Here is a 21,603-nt window from a genome sequence, read left to right as displayed (position 1 = left end):
CTTTCATAATTCGCTATATTTTAAGAAGATGCAGTGCTCCTACTTTATTTTTTCGCCGCTTTTTCTCTTTCTGATTTGTTTAAGATTTTTTTCCGCAGGCGGATGGATTCTGGTGTAACTTCGCAATATTCATCATCGTTCAAGTATTGCAATGCCTCCTCTAAGGACATCTTTCTCGCCTTCCGAATATTTGTTGTCTGATCTTTTACCGATGCACGCATATTCGTCAAATGTTTTTCTTTTGTAATATTTACGGTTAAATCATTATCTCGATTATGCTCGCCGATAATCATACCAGCATACACTTCTTGCCCGGGCTCAGCAAAAATCGTTCCACGATCTTCTAAATGTAAAATACTGTAAGTGGAAACTTTACCGTTTTCCAGTGCAACAAGTACACCTTCACGTCTTCCGCCAACATTGCCTTTAACGACTGGCTCAAAGGCTTCAAATGTATGATTCAAAATTCCATAACCGCTCGTCTGGGACATGAATTCAGTCGTATATCCGAGGAGACCACGGGAAGGCACTTTAAATTCAATACGAACTTGACCGTCTCCATAGTTCACCATATCAAGCATTTCACCTTTACGCTCTCCAAGGGACTCCATCACCGCTCCAGTGTAAGATTCCGGAACATCAATCTGAACACGTTCCATCGGCTCACACTCAACACCATCAATTTCTTTAATGATTACTTCTGGTTTCGATAATTGGAGTTCAAAACCTTCTCTTCGCATGTTTTCAATCAGAATGGACAGATGTAGCTCCCCGCGTCCAGAAACAACCCAAGCGTCCGGAGTATCAGTCGGATCTATCCGTAAACTTACATCTGTTTCCAGTTCCTTCATAAGCCGTTCTTCAATCTTTCTAGCAGTAATATACTTTCCTTCTTTACCAGCAAACGGGCTATTATTCACACGAAATGTCATTTGCAGTGTCGGTTCATCAATCCGTAACCATGGCAGAGCTTCCGGATGATCTTTTGGACAGACCGTTTCACCAATATTAATATCTTCTAATCCAGAAACAGCTACAATTTCACCGGCACTTGCTTCTTCAATTTCAATCCGTTTTAAGCCAAGGAAACCGAACAGCTTCGTAATGCGATATGACTTATTCGTTCCGTCCTGTTTCATCAGAACGACTTGCTGGCCGACATGAATTTTACCTCTTGCTACCCGCCCGACTCCAATTCTTCCGACATAATCATTGTAATCAAGCAATGTCACTTGGAATTGTAGTGGCTCATCGGAGCTATCAACAGGGGCAGGGATATGTTTCATAATCGTTTCGAATATCGGGTCCATCGTTTCTTCTTGTTCTTCCGGTTTAAGACCTGATGTACCATTTAAAGCTGATGCATAGACGACAGGAAATTCAAGTTGGTCATCATCTGCTCCAAGCTCAATGAACAAGTCGAGTACTTCATCGATTACCTCTTCTGGTCTAGCGTTCGGTCTGTCCACTTTGTTTACAACAACCATCGGGCGCAGTTTTTGTTCGAGCGCTTTTTTAAGTACGAAACGTGTCTGAGGCATCGTACCTTCATAGGCATCGACAACAAGTGCAACTCCGTCCACCATCTTCATAATCCGCTCCACTTCACCACCGAAGTCCGCGTGACCTGGTGTGTCGAGAATATTTATCGTTGTATCCTGATATTTAACAGCAGTGTTCTTCGCTAAAATCGTAATACCACGTTCTCGTTCAATATCACCTGAGTCCATTGCGCGATCATCGACCTGCTCATTTTCCCGGAATGTTCCAGAGTATTTTAACAGCTGATCAACAAGAGTCGTTTTCCCGTGATCAACGTGGGCAATAATCGCAATATTACGTATATCTTTTCTTTGCATAAACGTCCGCTCCTCTTTTTTAAGGGATGAATCAAGCCCTTATTATAGCATAATATCGGCTGGGCGTATATTTATCGGAATTATGGCGCATTTTGGAGGGAAGTTAGGGCAAGTTCTCTGATCAGTGACCTAGATTTGTCGACGGTTTGACAATAGGGCTTTGATATTGTCTTCAGTGACTTACCAAGAGAGATTCGTAACTACAGGTCACAGATAAGCTTGATCATTGACCTGCATGAATAAATTACTTCGTATGAGGTTTTTGATCATCGGTGTCAATGCCTTTCCGATTCGTAGCCCTTTTGGAGGTTGTAGTGCGTGGATGTTTCTCTCCGATTAAACTTTTCCCGCTTACTTAACGATTCAACAATCAATAGCTTCTTTGGTGGAATAGAAGACATTTTTCCATTTTCCACATCCTTTCTGATATTTGTTCGCACAAGCTTAACACGAGTCACATTACTGTGTCACACATACAAAATGCAAAAACCCCGGTCTTTTTACCCGAGGTTTTGTGTATTCCTTAGCCATGTTTCTCTCTTTTACCTTTGACGAAAGGTAGCGTAATTGTAAATTTCGCTCCTCCTAATGCCGCGGAACGGTCGACGGATATTTTCCCGTCTGATTGTTCGATAATTGCCCGGGCGATAGCTAGGCCAAGGCCGCTCTCGCCACTTTTCCCTTTAATGAAACGGTGAAATATATGCGGGATAAGATCTTCCGCGACTCCCTCCCCGTCATCCTCCACCGTGATCACTAACTTTTTATGCGCCGTGTACGCATGAATTTCGATCTGGCTCTCTGCGTGGCGAATCGCATTAACAACAATATTGGATAGAGCTCGCAGCATTTTCTCTTCATCCGCATAAATCAGGATATTTTCTTCTACTTGCTGCTTCACTTCGACATCATTTTCATTCAACATGGGGAGCAGTCGGTCCATTACTCCATTGATTAATGCATTGCCGGATAAGGTGATAGGCTCATACGTCTTCTCTGTATCGAGCTTCGCCAAAAGAATCATCTCGTTAATGATAATTTTTAAGCGATTTACTTCATCAACCATCAGTTCAAGACCCTTATCTCTTTCTTCCCCTTGAAACACGCCATCCTTAATCCCTTCCGCATAACCTTGAATCGTCATAAGCGGTGTCTTCAGTTCATGGCTCGCATTTTGGAAAAACACTTGCTGGGAACTCATATACCGCTGCAGTTCGTTCGCCATTTCGAACACGCTTTGTTCTACTTCTTTAATCTCTCCTGTTGCTTTAATTCGCTCGACATCATCAAACTGGCGCTTCTCAATCTTCTTCAATTGCCGCTGGAGAAGGGTAAGCGGGGTTACCAGTTTATTTGTTAAATAATAACTCAACCAAATTGCCAGCAGTGCACCAATCAGAAAGATGAGAAACAACCGAGTGAAGAAGTTTTGCTGTATTGCATGTAAATCGGTCATCGGCGTGAGTAAAATCAATTCTAACCCGAGTGCATCCGGACTAAAGAGGATGCGGGATGTGACAAAGCGATCATTACCAAGCTGCCACATCGTTTCTTTTGTATTGGCGAAATTATTTTCTTGGAAAAATCCGGCCACGACTGAGTTTGGCATCGTGGAGAATAGTACGGTATCAAGATTCCGGTCATAAAGAAATAATTGAAGCTCTTGTTCATTTAAAAACTGATTAAACTCCTGCATATCCTGCGTCGTTCCGTATTGCTCCGTTAGGAACCCGGCTAGGAGTTCTCCTGTTTCTTCAAGCTGTCTCCGCTCATCTTGGACAAGGATGTCTAATATTAAGGAATAGATCAGGTAACCGGTCACCGTTAAGACGACAATGAGCAGCCCGGTAAATGCTAATGTTAATTGTGATCGTAATCTCATCGCCTATTCCTCATCTTTTCGCAAGCGGTAACCGAATCCCCAAACAGTTTCAAGCGGGATATCCGGTATTTTTTTTCGTATTCGTTTCACAAGATCATCCACCGCCCGGTCACTTCCGAAGTAATCATTGCCCCAAATGTTTAAGAGCAGTTCTTCTCTCGAAAATGCCCGATTCGGATTTTGCGCAAACAAAAGCAACATATCATACTCTTTCGTCGTCACTTCAAATTCGTCACCAGACCAGAATATCCGGCGCTCATCAAGATAAATCAATAGTTCTCCAACCTTCATTCGCTCTAGGTTCTGTTGTTTCGTTTGTCTTCCAAAACTCGTTCGTTTAAATAGCCGCTTCACACGAGCAACGAGCTCCCGTGGACTAAACGGTTTCGTGAGATAATCATCCCCGCCCAGCTCAAGGCCAAGAATCTTATCGATTTCATCATCTTTTGCAGAGATAATGATGATTGGCACTTCACTTTCCATCCGGATTCGTTTACAAAATTCATAACCATCCATTCCTGGAAGCATAATGTCAAGGATCCACATATCAGGCGGATTCGTTTGCCATACTTCCCAGCCCTCTTCTCCAGTTGACATGATGATGACATCATAGCCTTCTTTCTCAAGGTAAGCACGAACAATATTTTGGATATTTTTATCATCTTCTACTACACCAATTGTGTAACTCATTTTTCGTCACCTTTTCATTCGTTTTGCTATCTCCATTTTCACATAGAAAGTATAATTATTATACTAAAAAGCTGCAAAAAAACATCTCCCACAGTTTTTCCACAATTACGCCTAACCTTTCCCTTTTCTAATGGGTATAATAAGAAATGTAAGGAAGTGGTTGACACCATCTACTCCTTAGAACTTCCCCTTTTATTTGATATATTTGGAAGCAAAGCAAAGTCATCCCTATTTGCAGTCTTCCTAACTAGAGCAGCTGCTGACAGTTTACATTTGCAGCAGCTCCTCTATTTTTTCTTTTACTTATAACCATGATAATTGATAGAATACTTAATAGAAAGGGTGATTTTGATGGATTATGAAGACAAAAGATCAAATCATTCACAGGAAAGTGATGAACAGCACTCTAATACTGTACCGGAGAATGAGGACGTGCAAGAAAATAGAGCGCTGAGTGAGAATACTAGTGAAGAAATAAGCGATCTTACTTATCACTCGCCACACGGGAACGTTCAGGAGGAACAACCATCTCAAGAGCAGATGCCCTTAGCAAAAAACAGTGGTAAAACGACTAAAAAATGGAGCGGGTGGAGCGCACTCGTCGGCGGAATTGTTGGTGGTGTGGTCGCCGCAGCTGTTGTAGCTGTGCTTTTTGTCACGAATATCATACCGCTTGATGGAATCACAGAAACAAGCCCAGTCACGCAAAATCAAAGTAGTGAGACACCAGCCATTATCGATACTTTTTCTTCGGAGGACGCAACAAGCTCAACAAGCATCCAAGAAGTCTCTGAAGCAGTAGTTGGAGTCGTCAATTTACAACAACGGAATATCTGGGCAGGTAGTGAGGAAGCCGGCACCGGTTCAGGCATCATTTATAAAAAAGAAGATGGAAAAGCATATGTTGTAACGAACCAGCATGTCGTTGATGGAGCGGAAAATGTAGAAATCGTGCTTAACGACGAAGAGCGTGTGCCAGCAACTGTACTTGGTGAAGATACCTTGATGGACCTCGCTGTACTTGAAGTAGATGGTGAGCTGATTGATACCGTTGCAACTTTCGGAACGTCAGAAAACCTTGCTATTGGTGAGACAGTGCTTGCAATCGGAAACCCGCTCGGGCTTGAATTTGCGAACACGGTAACGAAAGGGATTATTAGCGGCTTAAATCGCTCCGTGCCAGTAGACACAAATAGCGACGGACAACCAGATTGGGTAACAGAAGTATTGCAAACCGATGCAGCTATCAACCCGGGTAACAGTGGCGGTGCTTTAGTCAATACAGATGGTGAAGTAATTGGAATTAATTCAATGAAGATTGCTCAAAGTGCCGTTGAAGGAATTGGTTTCGCCATTCCTACTGATACTGCTTTACCGATAATAGAACAACTGGAAACGGAAGGAGGCGTCACCCGCCCTCTTATTGGAATCAGTACGGCCGCCTTATATCAAGTCCCACCAGAGTACCGCAATCAAATCGAGCTTCCAGACGATATTGAAGGCGGAATGGTCATCGCTAATGTCGAGCCTCGCTCTCCCGCTGACGAAGCAGGCTTAGAACAATACGATGTCATTACGAAGATCAATGATGAGCCAGTGACTTCGATTCTTGAACTTCGGAAATATTTATATTCCGATACCGCTGTAGGGGAAGCAATAAAAATTGAATATATCCGCGATGGTAAAGTAGAAACAACCGAACTTGTGTTAGAGCAGCTTGATGATCATGCAGCTTAACTTCGTGTCAAAGACCGCCTCGACTAGAGGCGGACTTTTTTTAGGCATTATAGGATTGAAATCTCACTCCGACTTCTGATTTCTGTAATGATCCAATGCATGGTCGTCATACTGCCCGTCCTCTGCTGCTGAAACATAGCTTTCAATATCTTCAGGTCCTGATGTATTTTCATCACTATTCGGATACATCTCATTATAACTATCCTGTTCACCATATAAATCAGATGGACCATCCGAGGAACCATACCTGCTCACTTCCTGCCAGGCGTCCTCTCTATCGTAAGCAGTATTATCAACATCTCTTGCTGTTTCTTCAGAACGTATCGTGCTGGACATCACTTCTTCTTCAACTGGACGTTCCCGGGTAAATGTTTGCTCACCCGCATGCTCCATACATCTGTCGGCGGTAGGAACAGCCTCCAGCCGTTCATACGGTATATCCGCTCCACAAACGGCACAAATTCCGTACGTCCCCTCTTCCATCGCATGAAATGCTTTATTAATATCCTCCAGCTCTTTTTCCGCATGTTCATTTAAGGCAAGATCCTTACTGCGCTCAAATAATTCGGTTCCTTGGTCGCCTGGATGATTATCATAATTAGACAATTCCCCGCTTACCTCTTGGGAAAATTCATATTTCAAGCCCAACTGATCTTTCAATTGATGAATTAATTCATGTTCTCGTTCATGTAAGACATCAAACATTCGCGAAAGTTGTTTGTCGGTCAGCATAAGCAAAGCTCCCATCTTTCTCATTTTTTTCGGAAAATTACCATCCATTTAGTAAATTCCACAAAATTACTCGCTTTTTTGCTATAATGAGCTACATATACTTTATGTAAAATGACCAGAATGATTCGGGTCAGCAACTGTCCAAATGATGGAAAGGGGAAAATGTAAATGACTCAGAGACCACTTAAAAATATTGGTTTTATCGGAACTGGCGTTATGGGGAAGAGCATGGCGTCACATGTCTTAAAAGCCGGCTATAATGTATCCGTCTACACACGAACGAAGCATAAAGCAGAAGCGTTACTTACAGAAGGGGCAACTTGGGTTGACACGGTGAAAGAACTTGCAGAAACCGTTGATCTAATCATTACGATGGTCGGTTATCCAAGTGACGTTGAAGAGATTTATTTTGGTGAAAATGGCATCATAGAAAATGCACGTGAACATTCATATGTCGTGGATATGACAACATCAAAGCCGTCGCTTGCAATAAAAATTGATGAAGAAGCAAAGAAACGGAACATCCATGCGCTTGATGCCCCTGTTTCAGGCGGTGATATCGGGGCAAAAAACGCAAAATTAGCAATTATGGTCGGTGGAGACAAAGCGGCGTTCAACAACGTACTGCCAATTTTCCAGATGATGGGTGAGAATATTATTCACCAAGGGGAGGCTGGAGCAGGCCAGCATACGAAGCTTGCCAACCAAATTACAATTGCGACGAATATGATTGGTGTAGCTGAAGCACTCGTTTACTCGAAAAAAGCTGGACTTAATCCTGGGCGTGTCCTTGATAGTATTAGTACCGGGGCAGCAGCAAGCTTCTCCCTGTCCCAACTTGGACCGCGTATGTTAAAGGGTGATTTCGCACCAGGTTTTTATGTGAAACACTTTATTAAAGATATGACGATTGCGCTTGAAGCCGCAGAAGAAATGGGGTTATCCACACCAGGTCTTAAGCTTTCCCTTGAGCTGTACAAAGAACTTGCGGAAAAAGGGGAAGAAGATAGCGGCACCCAGGCCTTAATCAAGTTATTTGAATGAACATGTATCGAGCGGGTGAGTCAGCCGAGTGCTGGATTCACCCGTTTTTTGCGATTGTATCAATCATCCAGCTTTTCCACTTCCTCTTGAACAACAAATGCTAAATCATCATTGCCAAATAGTTGAAGGACTTGAAGAACCGTTGCAGTCGGGATTTCGTCTGCTTCATTTTTTGGAACGGTCTCCTCAATCACTTCATCCAGAATCGTGTTATTCAGCTGATTCGGATACGCCTTTTTATATAATTCCTTCGCATCCAACTTATTATTCACGCACCACTGAGCGAAAATAAGGATCATCATTCGCTCATCATTTTGGTAATTTTCAATAACACGTTTTTCAATTTCTTTTGCTTTTGCATCTTTAGCATCCATTTCATTCACCTACTTTTCAAGATATGAAACAAAGGCGCGAGCGCCCGTTTAACAACGTACAAACTGTGCATCCCAGGATGGGAGGTAGCTCGATGTTGCCCCAGGAAGGGGCGAACTTAATCGAACCTCCTTTTTACCGGAAGGGAGATAAAAGAAACTCAGGCGACGACAGTGAGTTGATGTTGACTTTCACCACAAGGGTATAAGTGCGACTAAGCCTCACATAGACCGAACGGCCGAGTCTTCTTTATCGATTGGAGGAGGGTGAAGTTTGATAGTTGCTGGGCGCTTGCGCCGGACGTGACCAGTGTTAGTAATTTTAGTTATCCACAACATTTTTAATTTTATAGTTTAATGAATTTTATAATACGTAATTAATGCATCACCATCACCAATGTAGTTGAGTTGGTTCGTTCCCAACTACATATGGTGATGGAATAGCCGACTTTGGTAATGATGAAATTCATTCAGTTTCCTATTAAAAAAGCTTACCTCCAATGGAAGTAAGCTTTTGTATTTGAATTATAAACGAGTTACGTTAGCCGCTTGTGGGCCACGATCGCCTTCAACGATTTCGAACTCAACTTCTTGACCTTCTTCTAGCGTCTTGAAGCCTTCCGCTTGGATAGCTGAGAAGTGTACGAATACATCATCGCCATCTTCACGCTCGATGAAACCGAAACCTTTTTCTGCATTAAACCATTTTACTTTACCAGTCATTTAAATGACCTCCTTTTCGATATCGTGCAAAGTAATTGAATCTGTAATACTTTTACACCACTTGAAAAAGAGATCGTAAAGTATTGCTAATCAATTTCCATTTGCACATTCTACTTTACATGGTAGCACGGAAAAATGCAAGTATTTTTTATTACAATTCCCAAAAGAATCCGTTAACATTTCAGATTTTTTTGTATTTAATTATGGATTTTGTTACCATTGGGCATAAAAAGGAGAACTTCCACCCATCAGGAAGTTCTCCTTTTTATTAAGCATGCTGTTTTTCTTCTTCAAGTGCCTGCAGGCGTTCTGCGACTTCTTCTTCAGACAGGTTCTGCTCTTTCACATAAAGGTTGCGCGGAGTGACGCGGCACTCATGGGAGCAGCCCCGAAGATACTTATGTTCATTCTCTTCTGAAGTGAGCATTTGTCTGTTACATTCCGGATTCGCACAATTGACGTAGCGTTCGCACGGCTCGCCGTCAAAGTAATCTTTTCCGACGATGACATGTTCTCTTTGATTGACTGGAACAGATATTCGTTCATCAAATACATACATTTTCCCGTCCCAAAGGTCACCTTGTACTTCCGGGTCTTTCCCGTATACAGCAATTCCGCCATGAAGCTGAGCGACATCTTCAAAGCCTTCACGAACGAGCCAGCCTGAGAATTTCTCACAACGGATCCCGCCTGTACAATACGTCAAAATTTTCTTTCCTTCAAACATGTCGCGGTTCTCGCGGACCCAGTCCGGGAGTTCACGGAACGTTTCGATGTCTGGACGAATGGCACCACGAAAATGACCGAGATCATATTCATAATCATTACGAGCATCCAAAATGACCACGTCATCACGTTCCATCGCCGCACGGAAATCTTTTGGCTCTAAATATTTCCCAGTAAGCTCAAGCGGATCAATATCATCCTCAAGACGTAATGTCACGAGTTCTTTACGTGGACGCACATGCATTTTCTTAAACGCATGCCCCTCATGCTCATCAATTTTGAATACTATGTCCTTGAAACGCTCGTCTGCATGCATCATATCCATATATTGTTGAGTTTGTTCAATTGTACCGGATACTGTTCCGTTGATTCCTTCTTCAGCAACTAAAATCCGGCCTTTCAATCCTGCTTCTTTACAGAACTTCAAATGTTCTGCTGCGAAGGCTTCAGGGTCTTCAATGTGTACATAGTTATAGTACAGCAAGACCTGATACTTTTCTTTCTCCATTTTGTGTTACCACCTATCATTTATATTTGCAAGATACAAATGTTTGGTGTTTTTGCTATTTATCATCTTGCATAAAGTCTAGTATAACAAAAATAAGAAAAAATAAAAAGCGTGTCAGCACTGCTAATTGATACCAATCAGCAAGCTTACAATACCAGTTGTTCATTCATGTGTTCTGGCGATACCATCTTCAAGAATTCCTTTACCTTTTTGACAGCTGTTATGGTGCTTGCTATACTTCGAACTAAGAAATATTTCGCTTTATCCATATTCAGCACAAGATAAGTTCAAAAAGTTCTGTTAATTGTTGTTGGGTGTTTAAACAACATGAGTGAACTGCTACTCTGAATCCAGCCTTACTGGATTATCCAGATAAAATCGAGGAAGCGTTATTTGAAAGTTTATTAGAAGGGGAGATAACGCCAGGAGAAGAAATAACTGGCGTTCACGTTTTCGATATTAAGAAAAATGAGTATTATGTACTTGCGTTTGGCGGAAGTGGTGCCCAAATTATAACCTATGTACAAATAGCAGATAGCGAAATTGAATCATAAACTGTTTCGACTTATACAGTTACACCGTTAACCTTAGGCATGGTTTTCCTTAAATAAAGGAGAACCGCATTCAGTGGGGTATTACAGACCGTTAATGCGTGATAAAGGAGGCTGATGTTCGTGAGTATTTATAGTTACCATGCAAAAACAATTCATGGCGAGGACAAGTCCCTTAGAGACTTTGAGGGAAAAGTGCTGCTTATCGTAAATACAGCAAGTGAGTGTGGATTCACACCGCAATTCCAAGGGTTACAGAAGCTGTATGATGAGGTTGGCAATGATAATTTCGAAATCTTAGGTTTCCCATGTAACCAATTCGGTGGCCAGGATCCTGGATCAGACGGCGAAATTGCTGCATTCTGCTCCGCCAATTATGGTGTTTCCTTCCCGATGTTCAGTAAGGTTGAGGTAAAAGGGGATAATGCTCATCCTTTGTTCAAGTATTTAACGAGTGAACAGAAAGGGATATTAACCGAGGATATCAAATGGAATTTCACAAAATTTCTCGTTGATAAGAATGGTGACGTAGTAGATCGTTTCGCACCTCAGAAAGAACCAGCGAAATTGAAAAAGGAAATTGAAAATTTAATTGGCGCTTAAGTTTTATACAGCGCTCGTAATAGCTCCTGCAAAAGCGCTCTGTATTGAATTCGAGCGCTTTTGTCAATAGCTTTTTACATATACCGTCTCATTAAATTTCCATTCCGAAATGACTATATTCTAAATGAACATTTGCTATTTCCCCAGTATGAATAATACTAATCCCATAAATTTCATCATCTTCTGTAACAGTTCCCTCGTCTAATTTTTTCAAAATTAGAAGCAGGTGACGTTCCTGTTTTATCACTACGTCAGCGATATTAGTGAAATGATATTCTTGTGCTTCTTCCCTAGTAAAATCCTCTAATAAGATAAAGCCTTGCAAACTGTCACTAACTTGTATTTTTGTTTCTAAAGGGTTCTCCTCATTGTTTACGGTGACTTCTAGAATTTTCACATCTCCAAAACCTCGATTGCCTACACCAACGATAACTGATTTATGATCCTCCGTAAAAGCAATTGTTCCAACATCTAATGGGGGATTGAATTTCAATAACAAATAGGCACCAACAAGAATGAGGATAAGAATAAGAATTCGAGTACCCTTCCACCCCAGAAAAACCAAATGCTTTAATATTTAGAAGCAATTTCCCTTGCTCATTCAATAAGTTTCCTTTGATATGGAATAAAGTTTTGAATTCTTCTTGTAGGTATTTTCCGATTTCCTTATTGTCTTTGTCAAAAGTTGTTAGCCTCACTCGCTTTAACCAACCTTGCTTCCGATAAGTAAACTTTACTTCCTCATTATAAGCAATGAATCCGTAAGTTAACGGAAAAAGCTCGAGCATCGATTCATTCAATATCCGGAACGGGAACATCCACCACGGAATATGTAATGTAATAAAGTAGCTCCAAGAAAACCATAACCAAACTTTTCTCGTCGCTTATACATCTCTGCAATCAAAAATATTTACCTCCCTATCCAGTTATCCGTCAGCCTTATCACTTAAGTTTCAAAATCCAGCATCTACAGCAAAAAACACACCCTATTTTAGCTAAGGTGTGTTCTTATCTTCAATCACTTAAATTATTATTCCGTTTCAAACGAACTCTCTAGTCCTGCGTCACGCTCATGGCGCTCTATCGCCAGCTCAATCACCCGGTCGATAAGCTCGCTGTACGGAACACCGGAGAGTTCCCATAATTTAGGGTACATACTGATTTTAGTAAATCCAGGAATCGTATTGATCTCATTAATAATAATTTCATTTGCTTCCGTTAGAAATACATCAACCCGTGCCATTCCTTCACAATTCAATGCTTGGAAAGCCTTAACTGCAACCTCCTGGATTACTTTCATCTGGCTGTCATCTAATTTCGCCGGGATTTCGAGTGTTGCTCCACTCTCATCGATATACTTCGCTTCATAGGAATAGAAGTCATTGGTTGCCACGATTTCACCAGGAATGGATGCTTCCGGATACTCATTTCCTAAGATAGAGCATTCGATTTCTCTTCCTTGGATTGCTTCCTCAATGAGAATCTTGTGATCATATTTAAAAGCTTCAGCAATTGCCTCTTCAAATTCTTCCGCTGACTCGACCTTACTGACACCAACCGAAGAACCCTGATTCGCTGGTTTAATAAATAATGGCAGTCCAAGGTTTCTTTCTATCTCTGCAAAAGAGATATTTCCTTTCGTTGCACGGGTGAACGTGTAAGATCCGGCAACCTTGAGACCTGCATCTTTTAGAAGGCGTTTCGCAACATCCTTATCCATACTGATTGCAGAACCAAGTACGTTGGAACCAACGAAGGGAATATTTGCAACACGCAGCATTCCTTGGATACTGCCATCTTCCCCAAGTGTTCCATGCAGGATTGGAAAAATAACATCGAGCTGATCAAGTGCCGCCGAGTCATTAGCTTTCTTTAACTTTTTATCCGTTTCGCCCGGTATAAAGGCAATCCCTTCATTTGTTTTATTCAAGGCAATCAACTTCGGATCATTGGCATTTAACAGAAACTGTGATGAATCATGCAAATGCCATCTTCCCTCTTTATCAATCCCGATTAATGTCACATCATATTTATCTTTATCCATCGCTTCTAATACATTTTTTGCCGATTGCAACGAAACTTCATGTTCCGCCGATTTCCCGCCAAAAATCAAGCCAACTCTTTTTTTCATGCTCCAATCCTCCAAAATGATTTCATTAGCTATATTTATTCTCTAGCCCAGTTATACGTGCATGCATCTTTTAACACAATTATACTTTTATATTTTATCATTGAGAAGCCTGCGAGACAAAATATAACAAAAATAACCACCCCGTATGAAGCGTGTGGTTATTTGATTACCTTGATTCTGTATGCTTTTCTATCCAATCTGCAATATCCTCAATTTCCGGCTTTTCAACTACTAAATAAACAGTATAATCTTCAGCTTCTTTTTGACTTGCTTTAAACTGGTATCCATTTACCCATAAAAACTGTTTCATGCATGCGAAACTCGTTCTTTTATTACCATTATGGAAAGCATGGTTTTGCGAAATTCTAGCATACAAAGCCGCAGCTTTTAACCATATTGTAGGGTATGCATCTTTACCAAACACTGTTTGTTTCGGTCTTTCTATTGCACTAAATAGCATGTTTGTATCTTTAACACCTATCTGTTCTTCAGGGGTATAACGTTTTATCACAGCAGCATTTATAAAAATAACTTCCCTGTCATTTAGATATCGGACCATTTATCTGTCTGAAAGGTTCCTCAGCGTATCATCATAGTTTTCAAAAAGGTCTTCTAACCCTTCTAAAAACTCCTGGTCTAAAAAGTCCATATTTACAGGTCTTTTTATAGATACACTGCCGTCTTTCTCCAATATAAATTTGACGGCATCACCTTGCTTTACTTTTAAGTGATTCAATACTTCCTGTGGAATTGTTACCCCAACGCTATTACCAATTTTAGTAATTTTCCTCTCCACTTCTTTCACCGCCATTTCTTCTCCTCCCATTCTTCTCGAAAATGGCAAAGTTTAAACGATAAATCGTATTACAGTTAGTACAGTAATAACATCTTGAGTATATTATAATTTAAAAATGTAAAAAACACAATTTTTTTATTAAAAATAGGCAAATATTTTAAGTGGTAATTTTATTCCGTAAACTCAAATTTCGATTATACTCCTTTAATTCCTCCATATATACTAAAAGCGAGTCAAACAGGTTCAAAACCTGATTGACCCGCTTTTATATACTCTAATTAATAAGCTTTCGCCCAAATAACCATCTCTTTCGCTGGTTTACCGCAGCACACACAAGTTTCCGCTAACTTCTCTTGTTCAAATGGGATACAACGTGAAGTTGCTGTCGTTTCTTCTTGGATCTTCTCTTCACACGCTTCGTCTCCACACCACATTGCTTTCAAGAAACCGCCTTTTTCTTCGAGCACTTTTGCAAATTCTTCCATCGTTGTAACGGAATTCGTCTTCTCGTTACGGTGAGCAAGTGCCTTATCGTAAAGATTCTGTTGAACTTCATCAAGTAATTCCGGTAGACGCTTCTCCAGATCGCTAAGCGCGACAAATTCCTTCTCACCGGTATCCCTGCGGACAAGAACAACTTGCTCCTTCTCTATATCTTTCGGTCCTAGTTCAATACGAACCGGGATTCCCTTCATCTCATATTCGTTAAATTTCCAGCCCGGCATCTTGTCACTTGCATCAATATCGACACGAACAAGATTTTTAAGCTGGTCACGCAAGTCATACGCTTTATCAAGTACGCCTTCCTTATGTTGTGCAATCGGAATAATCATCGCTTGTGTTGGAGCAATCTTCGGTGGTACAACCAAGCCGCGGTTATCCCCGTGAACCATAATCAGCGCACCCATAATTCTTGTAGAAAGTCCCCAAGATGACTGGTGGACGTATTGGCTGTCCCCATTTTCATCCAGATACGTAATATCAAATGCTTCCGCGAAACCGGAACCGAAATGGTGGCTCGTTCCAGACTGCAATGCTTTCCCGTCGTGCATTAACGCTTCAATCGTTAGCGTATATTTTGCTCCAGCAAACTTTTCACTATCTGTCTTCTGTCCCTTATATAGTGGAATCGCCATATAGTTCTCGACTAAGTCTGCGTAAACATCAAGCATTTTCGCTGTTTCGATTTCTGCATCTTTGTCAGTCGCATGTGCCGTATGACCTTCCTGCCAGTGGAATTCGGAAGAACGCAGGAATGGACGAGTTGTCTTCTCCCAGCGCACCACGTTCGCCCATTGGTTATACAGCTTCGGAAGGTCGCGGTACGAATGAATATGTCTCGAATAATATTCACAGAACAATACTTCAGACGTAGGACGGACTGCAATTCTTTCCTGCAGCTCATCATCCCCACCATGAGTCACCCAAGCTACTTCCGGTGCGAATCCTTCAACGTGATCTGCTTCTTTCTGCAGCCAGCTCTCCGGAATAAATAATGGGAACTGGACATTCGTATGGCCCGTCTCTTTGATCATGCGGTCCAATTCATCTTTAATATTTTCCCAAATCGCATACCCGTAAGGACGGATAATCATTGTCCCTTTAACTAAGCCATAATCAACGAGCTCTGCCTGTTTCACAACGTCGGTATACCACTGGGCAAAGTCATCTTCCATCGCGGTAATCTTTTCCACGAAATTTTTATTCTTTTTAGACAAAAGAAACACCTCTTTATGTTATTTTTACCAATAAAAAAAGACCCCTATCACTATAAAAAGGGACCTTCGTGTGGTGGTGCCACCCTTGTTTGCATGAGAATTCATGCACACTTCCTTCGAATAACGGCTCTACACCGCGCACATCTTACAGACCAAATAAAGTCTCTTGATGGCGAACTCAGACGGCAGGTTCTAACTTCTGTCTTCCGGAAATTCGCACCGACCATTTCCTCTCTGTAAAAGACAGTAAATTATACTATTCCGCTTCAACGTTTCCACATATTTTCTAATCCTTAATATATAGAAAGAAGGGGGTAAAGTCAAGCTATTCCCCCTACTCAACCTTCTCTACTTTAATGTCAAATGCATCACCATATTTCCGCTGGGCAGCATGGTAGGTCGGTCCAACCATTTCGGTGTACGTGAAGCCATGATTGATTGCTGTTGTTACAAATTTCTTCGCGTGTTCGACCGCCGTTTCCACGGTTACCCCCTTCGCAAGGTATGCTGTAATTGCAGCAGAATATGAGCAACCCGCACCACTCGTATTCACCGTGTCAATGCGCGGCGCTTCAAATAAAGTTAGGGTCTTCCCGTCATATAAAACGTCAACTGCAGGCCCATCCAGCCGGCCACCTTTCACAAGTACATACTCAGAACCAAGCTCGTATAAGTCAATCGCTGCTTGCTTCAATGCTTCCACATCTGTTATCTCACGCTCATCAAGCAGAAACCTGGCTTCTGGAATGTTTGGTGTAATAATGGTAGCAAGCGGGATCAGTCGCTTTCTCAACGCCTCGATTGCATCATCTTTTAATAGCTTCGAATCAAGTTTCCCGACCATGACCGGATCAATGACAACCGATTTAATATCCGACTGTTCAATTAACCCTGCGACCACGTCAATTACTTCTTTCGAGAATAGCATTCCCGTTTTCAGGGCGTCCGTTCCAACCTGACGCATTGCTGTATCAAATTGGGCTTCGATTGCTTCTATTGTTTGGGGATGGACATTTTTCTCCGTTTCCGGGTGCCTCCCAACGATAGCGGTAACGACACTCATCCCATATACATCGAGTTCTTGGAATGTCTTCAAATCTGCTTGGATCCCTGCACTCCCGCCAGCTGCAGAACCCGCGATTGTCATAACTCTTGCAGGATATTCCATAAGGCATAACTCCTTTAACTTCAACTATAAATTATTTTACCACACGCTAAAAAATAATGAGAATGAAAAACCATGCAATCATCACAAATTGTAAAGTAATCTTTGCAAACGTCCCGCCCAGAAATCCGAGCAACGACCCAATAGAAGCCCGAAATGCCTCCTTCATCGTGCGCTTCATCAGCATTTCTACGATGAACACGACAAGAAACGGAACATAAATAATTCCAAAGGGCGGTGTAATAAAAGAACCGATAATAACAGCAACAGCAGCAGCCCATTCTCCTGCTTTACTGCCACCAAAACGTTTCACAAAGTAACTGTTGGCAATGATATCTGAACTGATTAGCAGGATGGTTAACAAAATCATTGCAAGCCAAAATAACGTATTCAGTTCTCTACTGTCAATTCCAAACTGAAAAACAATGAAACCTAACCAGATAAATAGCACCGACGGAATAATCGGAAATACAATCCCGACGAAGCTTCCGATAAATAATAAGACGATGACAATCCATAGGATAATTTCCAAGCCGAGATGCTCCATTCTATTAGTGTGTGTCCAAAAAGGAGGATAAAAAGGACCGAGGTCGGCTAAATAAACAACGTCCTGTTGCAACGCCGACACTAGCACATCCTGTGCATCGAAATTCGAGGCGGCAAAGCTCCCGGCACCGGAATGTACGTTAGGTAGGTACATGAGGAGCGGAGAAGCGAGCCAACGAGCTTCCACAGGAAGTGGTGAGTTCTACGTTGTCCACAGGACGTGGACGGTCTTAGTAGAACCTCCCATTTACGAAGTGTCATTTTTACCGGACTTTTTGAACAACCTCTATTACTTAATTTATTCTTATTTCAATCTTAATGACTTTTAGCTTTTCTGTCCACATTATTTTTATTCGCTAAAAGGAAATCTTGGGGATAGACGAGTAATTCGGATGATATGGGAGGATGTTTTTGTATATCCAATTGAGGTATGGATTATTCGGAAATTTGAGGGTTAACCGAATTCTATCTCATTTTATCACGTTTGAGTGAAACCTTGTTTATCGATACCATTGTAACAACATAAAAATATAGAGTGCTTTTCTTTCTCAGATATTTTCTTTTTGAAAAAAGGAGGAAAAGAAATTCTTAGGAGGTCAATAGTAACGTGAAACGATTAGGGGTTTTAGTTTTAGGGGGCTTATTACTTTTACTTACGGCATGTGGTTCTGGCGATGGAGATGAAAATGGTTCCGCTGACGGCTCTGAGGGCGGGGCAAGTAAATTAAAAGAGCTGCAAGAAAGTGGCACTGTAACAGTTGGTTTCGCCAACGAAGCACCTTATGCGTATGAAGATGATGGAGAGCTAAAAGGAGCTGCTGTAGATATAGCGAAGGCAGTCTTTGAAGAGCTTGGTGTTGAAAACATGGAATCTCAGTTGGCGGATTTCAGTCAGTTGATTCCAGGTGTGCAAGCTGGACAATTTGATGTCGTAACAGCTGGCATGGCTATTCAGCCTGCGCGCTGTGAGAACGCATTATTCGGTGAACCAGAGATGCAATATGGTGAGGGATTAGTTGTCCCGGCAGGTAATCCAAACGATATCCAAAGTTACGCAGATATTGCGGATAATCCAGACTTAACAGTTGTTGTTATGGAAGGTGCAACAGAAATTGGTTTCTTAATGGACGAAGGTGTAGATGAGAGCCAGATCACAACCGCTTCCGATATTCCATCTACGTTCTCAGCTGTTCAAGCTGGAAGAGCTGATGTTACAACTGGTACGGAAATGACTGTAAGAATGGCACTTGAATCATTTGATTCGGATGAACTTGAGTTTGTGGAATCATTCGAACAACCGGATATTGAGGGAGTACCAAGTTATGGTGCTGCAGCCTTTAGCTTAGATAATGAAGAATTACGCGATGCATACAATGAAGTACTAGCAGAGTTAAAAGAAGATGGAACAGTTGCAGAACTACTTGAAGCAAATGGATTTAATGGTGAAACAAATTTTGTTGCTGATGGTGAAGTGACGACGGAGCAAGTATGTAATGGTGAAGAGTAAACATACTCGTTCCCGTAAACTACGAATAATGCAGTAACTTCATAAGGTCCGGTTCCTGTCCAGGGCTGGACCTTTATTTTTTCGCGCGAAGGCAGAAGCGCACCATGTTCAATTTCAAGATAAATAAGGAGTGGTTGTTATTAATGCAATAATGGAGGTTGTTCCTCAAATTGCAAGAGGTTTGGAAGTGACGATTACGATTTTGCTGGCAGCATCCTTGTTTGCTTATATTATGGCATTCGTTGCTGGGCTCTCCAGATTATCCAGAAATATCATTATTAGAAAAGTAGGCGGTTTTTATGTGGAAGTATTCCGCGGAACCTCGCTTATCGTTCAATTATTCTGGCTCTATTACGCAATTCCGATGCTGCTTAATATCCAAGTTGCATCCAACTGGTGGATCGGGGTCATTGCAATTGGGCTGAATTATGGCGCATACCTTTCCGAAGTTGTCCGTTCATCGATTCTATCAGTCGATCAAGGACAAACAGAAGCTGCGACTGCTTTAAATATGTCGAGCTTTCAGCGGATGCGTTTCATCATCTTCCCCCAGGCTGTCCGGATGATGCTGCCTGAGTTTGGAAATTACACTATTCAAATCCTTAAAGGAACATCTTTAGTATCTTTAATCGGGTTAACCGATGTTCTCTATTATGGAGACATTATTAGAAGTACAAATGCTTCTATTACACCAATTGTATACTTAGTTGTCCTTGTGTTCTATTTCCTCCTTGCTTTGCCATTAATCTGGCTGACGAGAAAAGGGGAAGAAATTGCAAAGAAGGGGGCTGCTAGTCAATGAATTCAACCTACTGGAGCTGGGAAAGGTTCCTTGATGCCCTCCCTTTCGTATTAGACGGTTTATGGATTACAATTGTATTAACCATTTCCTGTTTCTTATTTTCACTACTATTCGGTTTCGTCTGGACATTTCTGAAAAGAATTCCGATAAAAAGCTTCAATTGGATTGTGACATGGGTAATGGAATTCATCCGTTCAACCCCACCACTTGTACAATTGTTTTTCATCTATTATGCTTGGCCGGTCATCCCTGTTGTCGGTGTTACGTTAAGTCCAATGACGAGTGCCATTCTCGGGCTTGGTCTGCATTTCAGTACATACATTGCTGAAATTTACCGTGCAGGTATTGAAAGCGTAGAAAAAGGACAATGGGAAGCAGCTAAAGCACTCAACCTCAGTACGATGGACAAGTGGAGAATGATTATTCTGCCACAGGCAATCCCACCGACAATTCCGATGCTTGGAAACTACTTTATCATTATGTTTAAAGAAGTGCCCCTCGCATCCACAATCAGTGTTGCTGAAATCTTACTCCGAGCGAACACGTATGGTGCAAGAAACTTTGCTTATTTGGAGCCTCTAACCATTGTCGGGATTATTTTCCTCGTGCTGAGCTATCCTTCCGCCGTTCTAATCCGGAAGCTCGAAGTAAAAATGAATACGAGGTTTGATAAGAATGCTGCAGCCAAAAGTTCATAAAGGAGAAGTGATGAGAAAATGACTGCACCTATTGTACAATATCGGGATGTTTGTAAATCCTTTGGTGATGTCGAGGTATTAAAAGGAATTAATTTAGATATAAACCCAGCAGAAAAAGTAGCGGTTATCGGACCAAGTGGTTCCGGTAAAACAACGATCATTCGCTTGTTGATGACACTTGAAGAACCAACTTCAGGAGATATTGTCGTCGACGGCAAAAATTTATGGAAAATGGAAAAGAACGGAGATATGGTTCGCGCAAATGAGAACCATTTACGTAACGTGCGCGGTGATATCGGTATGGTTTTCCAGCATTTTAATTTATTTCCGCATATGACGATTCTGGAAAATTGCATGACTGCACCGGTTCATGTGAAAAAGGAAAACAAAGATGAAGTACGAAAACGGGCAGTTGAAATGCTTGAGCGTGTAGGGCTAGGTGACAAAATTGATAATTATCCAAGCCAGCTCTCAGGTGGTCAAAAACAGCGAGTTGCAATGGCAAGAGCAGTTGTCATGCGCCCGAAGATCATGCTGTTTGATGAAGTTACATCAGCACTTGATCCCGAGCTTGTCGGTGAAGTACTGGAAGTGATCCGCGACCTTGCCCAGCATGAGGATATGGCGATGGTGCTTGTTACACACGAGATGGACTTCGCATTAGATATCGCGGATAAAGTACTCTTCCTTGATGAAGGCGTTATTGCAGAGCAAGGATCTGCAAAAGAAGTGATTGAGCATTCACAAAATGAACGGTTGCAAAGCTTCTTAAGCAGATTCCGCAGCTGATCAGAATAAAAAATTAAACCACTGG

The 21,603-nt window shown here is 41.6% G+C and carries 21 protein-coding genes and 1 other annotated feature; of the genes, 7 read left to right on the top strand and 14 right to left on the bottom strand.

Annotated features, from left to right (window positions below):
* Nucleotides 1–44: 44 nt before the first annotated feature.
* The 3 genes from typA to L3V42_RS14625 all read right to left on the bottom strand — a co-directional run bounded on the left by typA (nucleotide 45) and on the right by L3V42_RS14625 (nucleotide 4,431).
* Nucleotides 45–1,859 carry a translational GTPase TypA gene (gene typA / locus L3V42_RS14635; protein ID WP_238472305.1) on the bottom strand — a complete coding sequence of 605 codons (1,815 nt, stop codon included), beginning with the start codon at nucleotides 1,857–1,859 and terminating at the stop codon, nucleotides 45–47.
* A gap of 523 nt (nucleotides 1,860–2,382) precedes the next feature.
* The gene (locus tag L3V42_RS14630; protein WP_235763731.1) at nucleotides 2,383–3,741 is read right to left on the bottom strand and encodes a sensor histidine kinase; all 1,359 of its coding nucleotides are present in this window, start codon (nucleotides 3,739–3,741) and stop codon (nucleotides 2,383–2,385) included.
* 3 nt (nucleotides 3,742–3,744) lie between these two features.
* Nucleotides 3,745–4,431, bottom strand: coding sequence for a response regulator transcription factor (locus L3V42_RS14625; RefSeq protein ID WP_238472304.1), 687 nt, complete (start codon nucleotides 4,429–4,431; stop codon nucleotides 3,745–3,747).
* Between the two features lie 351 nt (nucleotides 4,432–4,782).
* Between L3V42_RS14625 and L3V42_RS14620 the strand changes: the two genes are divergently transcribed.
* Entirely contained in the window at nucleotides 4,783–6,168 is a 1,386-nt protein-coding gene (locus L3V42_RS14620; RefSeq protein WP_238472303.1) for a S1C family serine protease, read from the top strand.
* 63 nt (nucleotides 6,169–6,231) lie between these two features.
* Here the strand turns inward: L3V42_RS14620 and L3V42_RS14615 are convergent, their stop codons facing one another.
* The gene (locus L3V42_RS14615; protein WP_238472302.1) at nucleotides 6,232–6,948 is read right to left on the bottom strand and encodes a TraR/DksA C4-type zinc finger protein; all 717 of its coding nucleotides are present in this window, start codon (nucleotides 6,946–6,948) and stop codon (nucleotides 6,232–6,234) included.
* 120 nt (nucleotides 6,949–7,068) lie between these two features.
* On the opposite strand from L3V42_RS14615, the gene L3V42_RS14610 reads away from it, so the two are divergent.
* Complete coding sequence (locus L3V42_RS14610) at nucleotides 7,069–7,944, top strand: NAD(P)-dependent oxidoreductase (RefSeq protein ID WP_235763727.1); 876 nt, start codon at nucleotides 7,069–7,071, stop codon at nucleotides 7,942–7,944.
* Between the two features lie 59 nt (nucleotides 7,945–8,003).
* Here the strand turns inward: L3V42_RS14610 and yxiS are convergent, their stop codons facing one another.
* The 3 genes from yxiS to trhO all read right to left on the bottom strand — a co-directional run bounded on the left by yxiS (nucleotide 8,004) and on the right by trhO (nucleotide 10,272).
* Nucleotides 8,004–8,318 carry a protein YxiS gene (yxiS, locus tag L3V42_RS14605; RefSeq protein ID WP_235763726.1) on the bottom strand — a complete coding sequence of 105 codons (315 nt, stop codon included), beginning with the start codon at nucleotides 8,316–8,318 and terminating at the stop codon, nucleotides 8,004–8,006.
* A gap of 522 nt (nucleotides 8,319–8,840) precedes the next feature.
* Nucleotides 8,841–9,038, bottom strand: a complete 198-nt coding sequence (locus L3V42_RS14600; protein WP_235763725.1) for a cold shock domain-containing protein — start codon at nucleotides 9,036–9,038, stop codon at nucleotides 8,841–8,843.
* 268 nt (nucleotides 9,039–9,306) lie between these two features.
* A complete protein-coding gene (gene trhO / locus L3V42_RS14595; protein WP_235763724.1) occupies nucleotides 9,307–10,272 on the bottom strand; it encodes an oxygen-dependent tRNA uridine(34) hydroxylase TrhO in 966 nt (321 codons plus the stop codon).
* A gap of 674 nt (nucleotides 10,273–10,946) precedes the next feature.
* Here trhO and L3V42_RS14590 point away from each other — a divergent pair.
* A complete protein-coding gene (locus tag L3V42_RS14590) occupies nucleotides 10,947–11,426 on the top strand; it encodes a glutathione peroxidase (protein ID WP_235763723.1) in 480 nt (159 codons plus the stop codon).
* A 91-nt stretch (nucleotides 11,427–11,517) separates the two neighbouring features.
* Here L3V42_RS14590 and L3V42_RS14585 read toward each other — a convergent pair whose 3' ends face one another.
* The 7 genes from L3V42_RS14585 to L3V42_RS14555 all read right to left on the bottom strand — a co-directional run bounded on the left by L3V42_RS14585 (nucleotide 11,518) and on the right by L3V42_RS14555 (nucleotide 17,783).
* Nucleotides 11,518–11,919 carry a hypothetical protein gene (locus L3V42_RS14585; protein ID WP_238472301.1) on the bottom strand — a complete coding sequence of 134 codons (402 nt, stop codon included), beginning with the start codon at nucleotides 11,917–11,919 and terminating at the stop codon, nucleotides 11,518–11,520.
* A gap of 537 nt (nucleotides 11,920–12,456) precedes the next feature.
* Nucleotides 12,457–13,557 carry a D-alanine--D-alanine ligase gene (ddlA, locus tag L3V42_RS14580; protein WP_238472300.1) on the bottom strand — a complete coding sequence of 367 codons (1,101 nt, stop codon included), beginning with the start codon at nucleotides 13,555–13,557 and terminating at the stop codon, nucleotides 12,457–12,459.
* A 166-nt stretch (nucleotides 13,558–13,723) separates the two neighbouring features.
* On the bottom strand, nucleotides 13,724–14,116 hold the full coding sequence (locus L3V42_RS14575) for a type II toxin-antitoxin system death-on-curing family toxin (RefSeq protein WP_235763719.1): 393 nt from the start codon (nucleotides 14,114–14,116) through the stop codon (nucleotides 13,724–13,726).
* Nucleotides 14,117–14,368: an AbrB/MazE/SpoVT family DNA-binding domain-containing protein gene (locus L3V42_RS14570; protein WP_238472299.1), complete on the bottom strand. Its 252-nt coding sequence runs from the start codon at nucleotides 14,366–14,368 to the stop codon at nucleotides 14,117–14,119. It abuts the gene before it with no gap.
* A gap of 263 nt (nucleotides 14,369–14,631) precedes the next feature.
* Nucleotides 14,632–16,071, bottom strand: coding sequence for a proline--tRNA ligase (gene proS, locus L3V42_RS14565; RefSeq protein ID WP_238472298.1), 1,440 nt, complete (start codon nucleotides 16,069–16,071; stop codon nucleotides 14,632–14,634).
* A gap of 55 nt (nucleotides 16,072–16,126) precedes the next feature.
* Nucleotides 16,127–16,350 (bottom strand) — a binding site (T-box leader).
* Between the two features lie 55 nt (nucleotides 16,351–16,405).
* Nucleotides 16,406–17,239 (bottom strand): bifunctional hydroxymethylpyrimidine kinase/phosphomethylpyrimidine kinase, encoded by an 834-nt coding sequence (gene thiD, locus L3V42_RS14560; RefSeq protein WP_238472297.1) that lies wholly within the window; start codon nucleotides 17,237–17,239, stop codon nucleotides 16,406–16,408.
* Nucleotides 17,240–17,285: 46 nt separating this feature from the next.
* On the bottom strand, nucleotides 17,286–17,783 hold the full coding sequence (locus L3V42_RS14555) for a DUF456 domain-containing protein (RefSeq protein WP_238472324.1): 498 nt from the start codon (nucleotides 17,781–17,783) through the stop codon (nucleotides 17,286–17,288).
* A gap of 606 nt (nucleotides 17,784–18,389) precedes the next feature.
* On the opposite strand from L3V42_RS14555, the gene ehuB reads away from it, so the two are divergent.
* The 4 genes from ehuB to ehuA all read left to right on the top strand — a co-directional run bounded on the left by ehuB (nucleotide 18,390) and on the right by ehuA (nucleotide 21,578).
* On the top strand, nucleotides 18,390–19,289 hold the full coding sequence (gene ehuB, locus L3V42_RS14550) for an ectoine/hydroxyectoine ABC transporter substrate-binding protein EhuB (RefSeq protein ID WP_235763715.1): 900 nt from the start codon (nucleotides 18,390–18,392) through the stop codon (nucleotides 19,287–19,289).
* A gap of 151 nt (nucleotides 19,290–19,440) precedes the next feature.
* A complete protein-coding gene (locus L3V42_RS14545; RefSeq protein WP_235763769.1) occupies nucleotides 19,441–20,091 on the top strand; it encodes an amino acid ABC transporter permease in 651 nt (216 codons plus the stop codon).
* Nucleotides 20,088–20,789 (top strand): ectoine/hydroxyectoine ABC transporter permease subunit EhuD, encoded by a 702-nt coding sequence (gene ehuD, locus L3V42_RS14540; RefSeq protein WP_235763714.1) that lies wholly within the window; start codon nucleotides 20,088–20,090, stop codon nucleotides 20,787–20,789. Before L3V42_RS14545 ends, ehuD begins: the two co-directional genes overlap by 4 nt.
* A gap of 18 nt (nucleotides 20,790–20,807) precedes the next feature.
* Complete coding sequence (gene ehuA / locus L3V42_RS14535) at nucleotides 20,808–21,578, top strand: ectoine/hydroxyectoine ABC transporter ATP-binding protein EhuA (RefSeq protein ID WP_255771115.1); 771 nt, start codon at nucleotides 20,808–20,810, stop codon at nucleotides 21,576–21,578.
* Nucleotides 21,579–21,603 lie beyond the last annotated feature (25 nt).

The sequence above is a fragment of the Oceanobacillus alkalisoli genome, assembly GCF_022213125.1.
GTDB lineage: Bacteria > Bacillota > Bacilli > Bacillales > Amphibacillaceae > Oceanobacillus > Oceanobacillus alkalisoli.
Note: the sequence above shows the minus strand (reverse complement) of the source record. Positions and strands in the feature narration are given on the sequence as shown.

Coding starts and splice junctions, on each gene's coding strand:
- L3V42_RS14625 (WP_238472304.1), bottom strand. CDS start 4,431: ATGAGTTACACAATTGGTGTAGTAGAAGATGATAAAAATATCCAAAAT.
- L3V42_RS14555 (WP_238472324.1), bottom strand. CDS start 17,783: ATGGAGCATCTCGGCTTGGAAATTATCCTATGGATTGTCATCGTCTTA.
- yxiS (WP_235763726.1), bottom strand. CDS start 8,318: ATGGATGCTAAAGATGCAAAAGCAAAAGAAATTGAAAAACGTGTTATT.
- trhO (WP_235763724.1), bottom strand. CDS start 10,272: ATGGAGAAAGAAAAGTATCAGGTCTTGCTGTACTATAACTATGTACAC.
- ddlA (WP_238472300.1), bottom strand. CDS start 13,557: ATGAAAAAAAGAGTTGGCTTGATTTTTGGCGGGAAATCGGCGGAACAT.
- L3V42_RS14545 (WP_235763769.1), top strand. CDS start 19,441: ATGGAGGTTGTTCCTCAAATTGCAAGAGGTTTGGAAGTGACGATTACG.
- ehuD (WP_235763714.1), top strand. CDS start 20,088: ATGAATTCAACCTACTGGAGCTGGGAAAGGTTCCTTGATGCCCTCCCT.
- thiD (WP_238472297.1), bottom strand. CDS start 17,239: ATGGAATATCCTGCAAGAGTTATGACAATCGCGGGTTCTGCAGCTGGC.
- L3V42_RS14615 (WP_238472302.1), bottom strand. CDS start 6,948: ATGGATGGTAATTTTCCGAAAAAAATGAGAAAGATGGGAGCTTTGCTT.
- L3V42_RS14575 (WP_235763719.1), bottom strand. CDS start 14,116: ATGGTCCGATATCTAAATGACAGGGAAGTTATTTTTATAAATGCTGCT.
- L3V42_RS14620 (WP_238472303.1), top strand. CDS start 4,783: ATGGATTATGAAGACAAAAGATCAAATCATTCACAGGAAAGTGATGAA.
- L3V42_RS14630 (WP_235763731.1), bottom strand. CDS start 3,741: ATGAGATTACGATCACAATTAACATTAGCATTTACCGGGCTGCTCATT.
- L3V42_RS14610 (WP_235763727.1), top strand. CDS start 7,069: ATGACTCAGAGACCACTTAAAAATATTGGTTTTATCGGAACTGGCGTT.
- ehuA (WP_255771115.1), top strand. CDS start 20,808: ATGACTGCACCTATTGTACAATATCGGGATGTTTGTAAATCCTTTGGT.
- L3V42_RS14570 (WP_238472299.1), bottom strand. CDS start 14,368: ATGGCGGTGAAAGAAGTGGAGAGGAAAATTACTAAAATTGGTAATAGC.
- L3V42_RS14600 (WP_235763725.1), bottom strand. CDS start 9,038: ATGACTGGTAAAGTAAAATGGTTTAATGCAGAAAAAGGTTTCGGTTTC.
- typA (WP_238472305.1), bottom strand. CDS start 1,859: ATGCAAAGAAAAGATATACGTAATATTGCGATTATTGCCCACGTTGAT.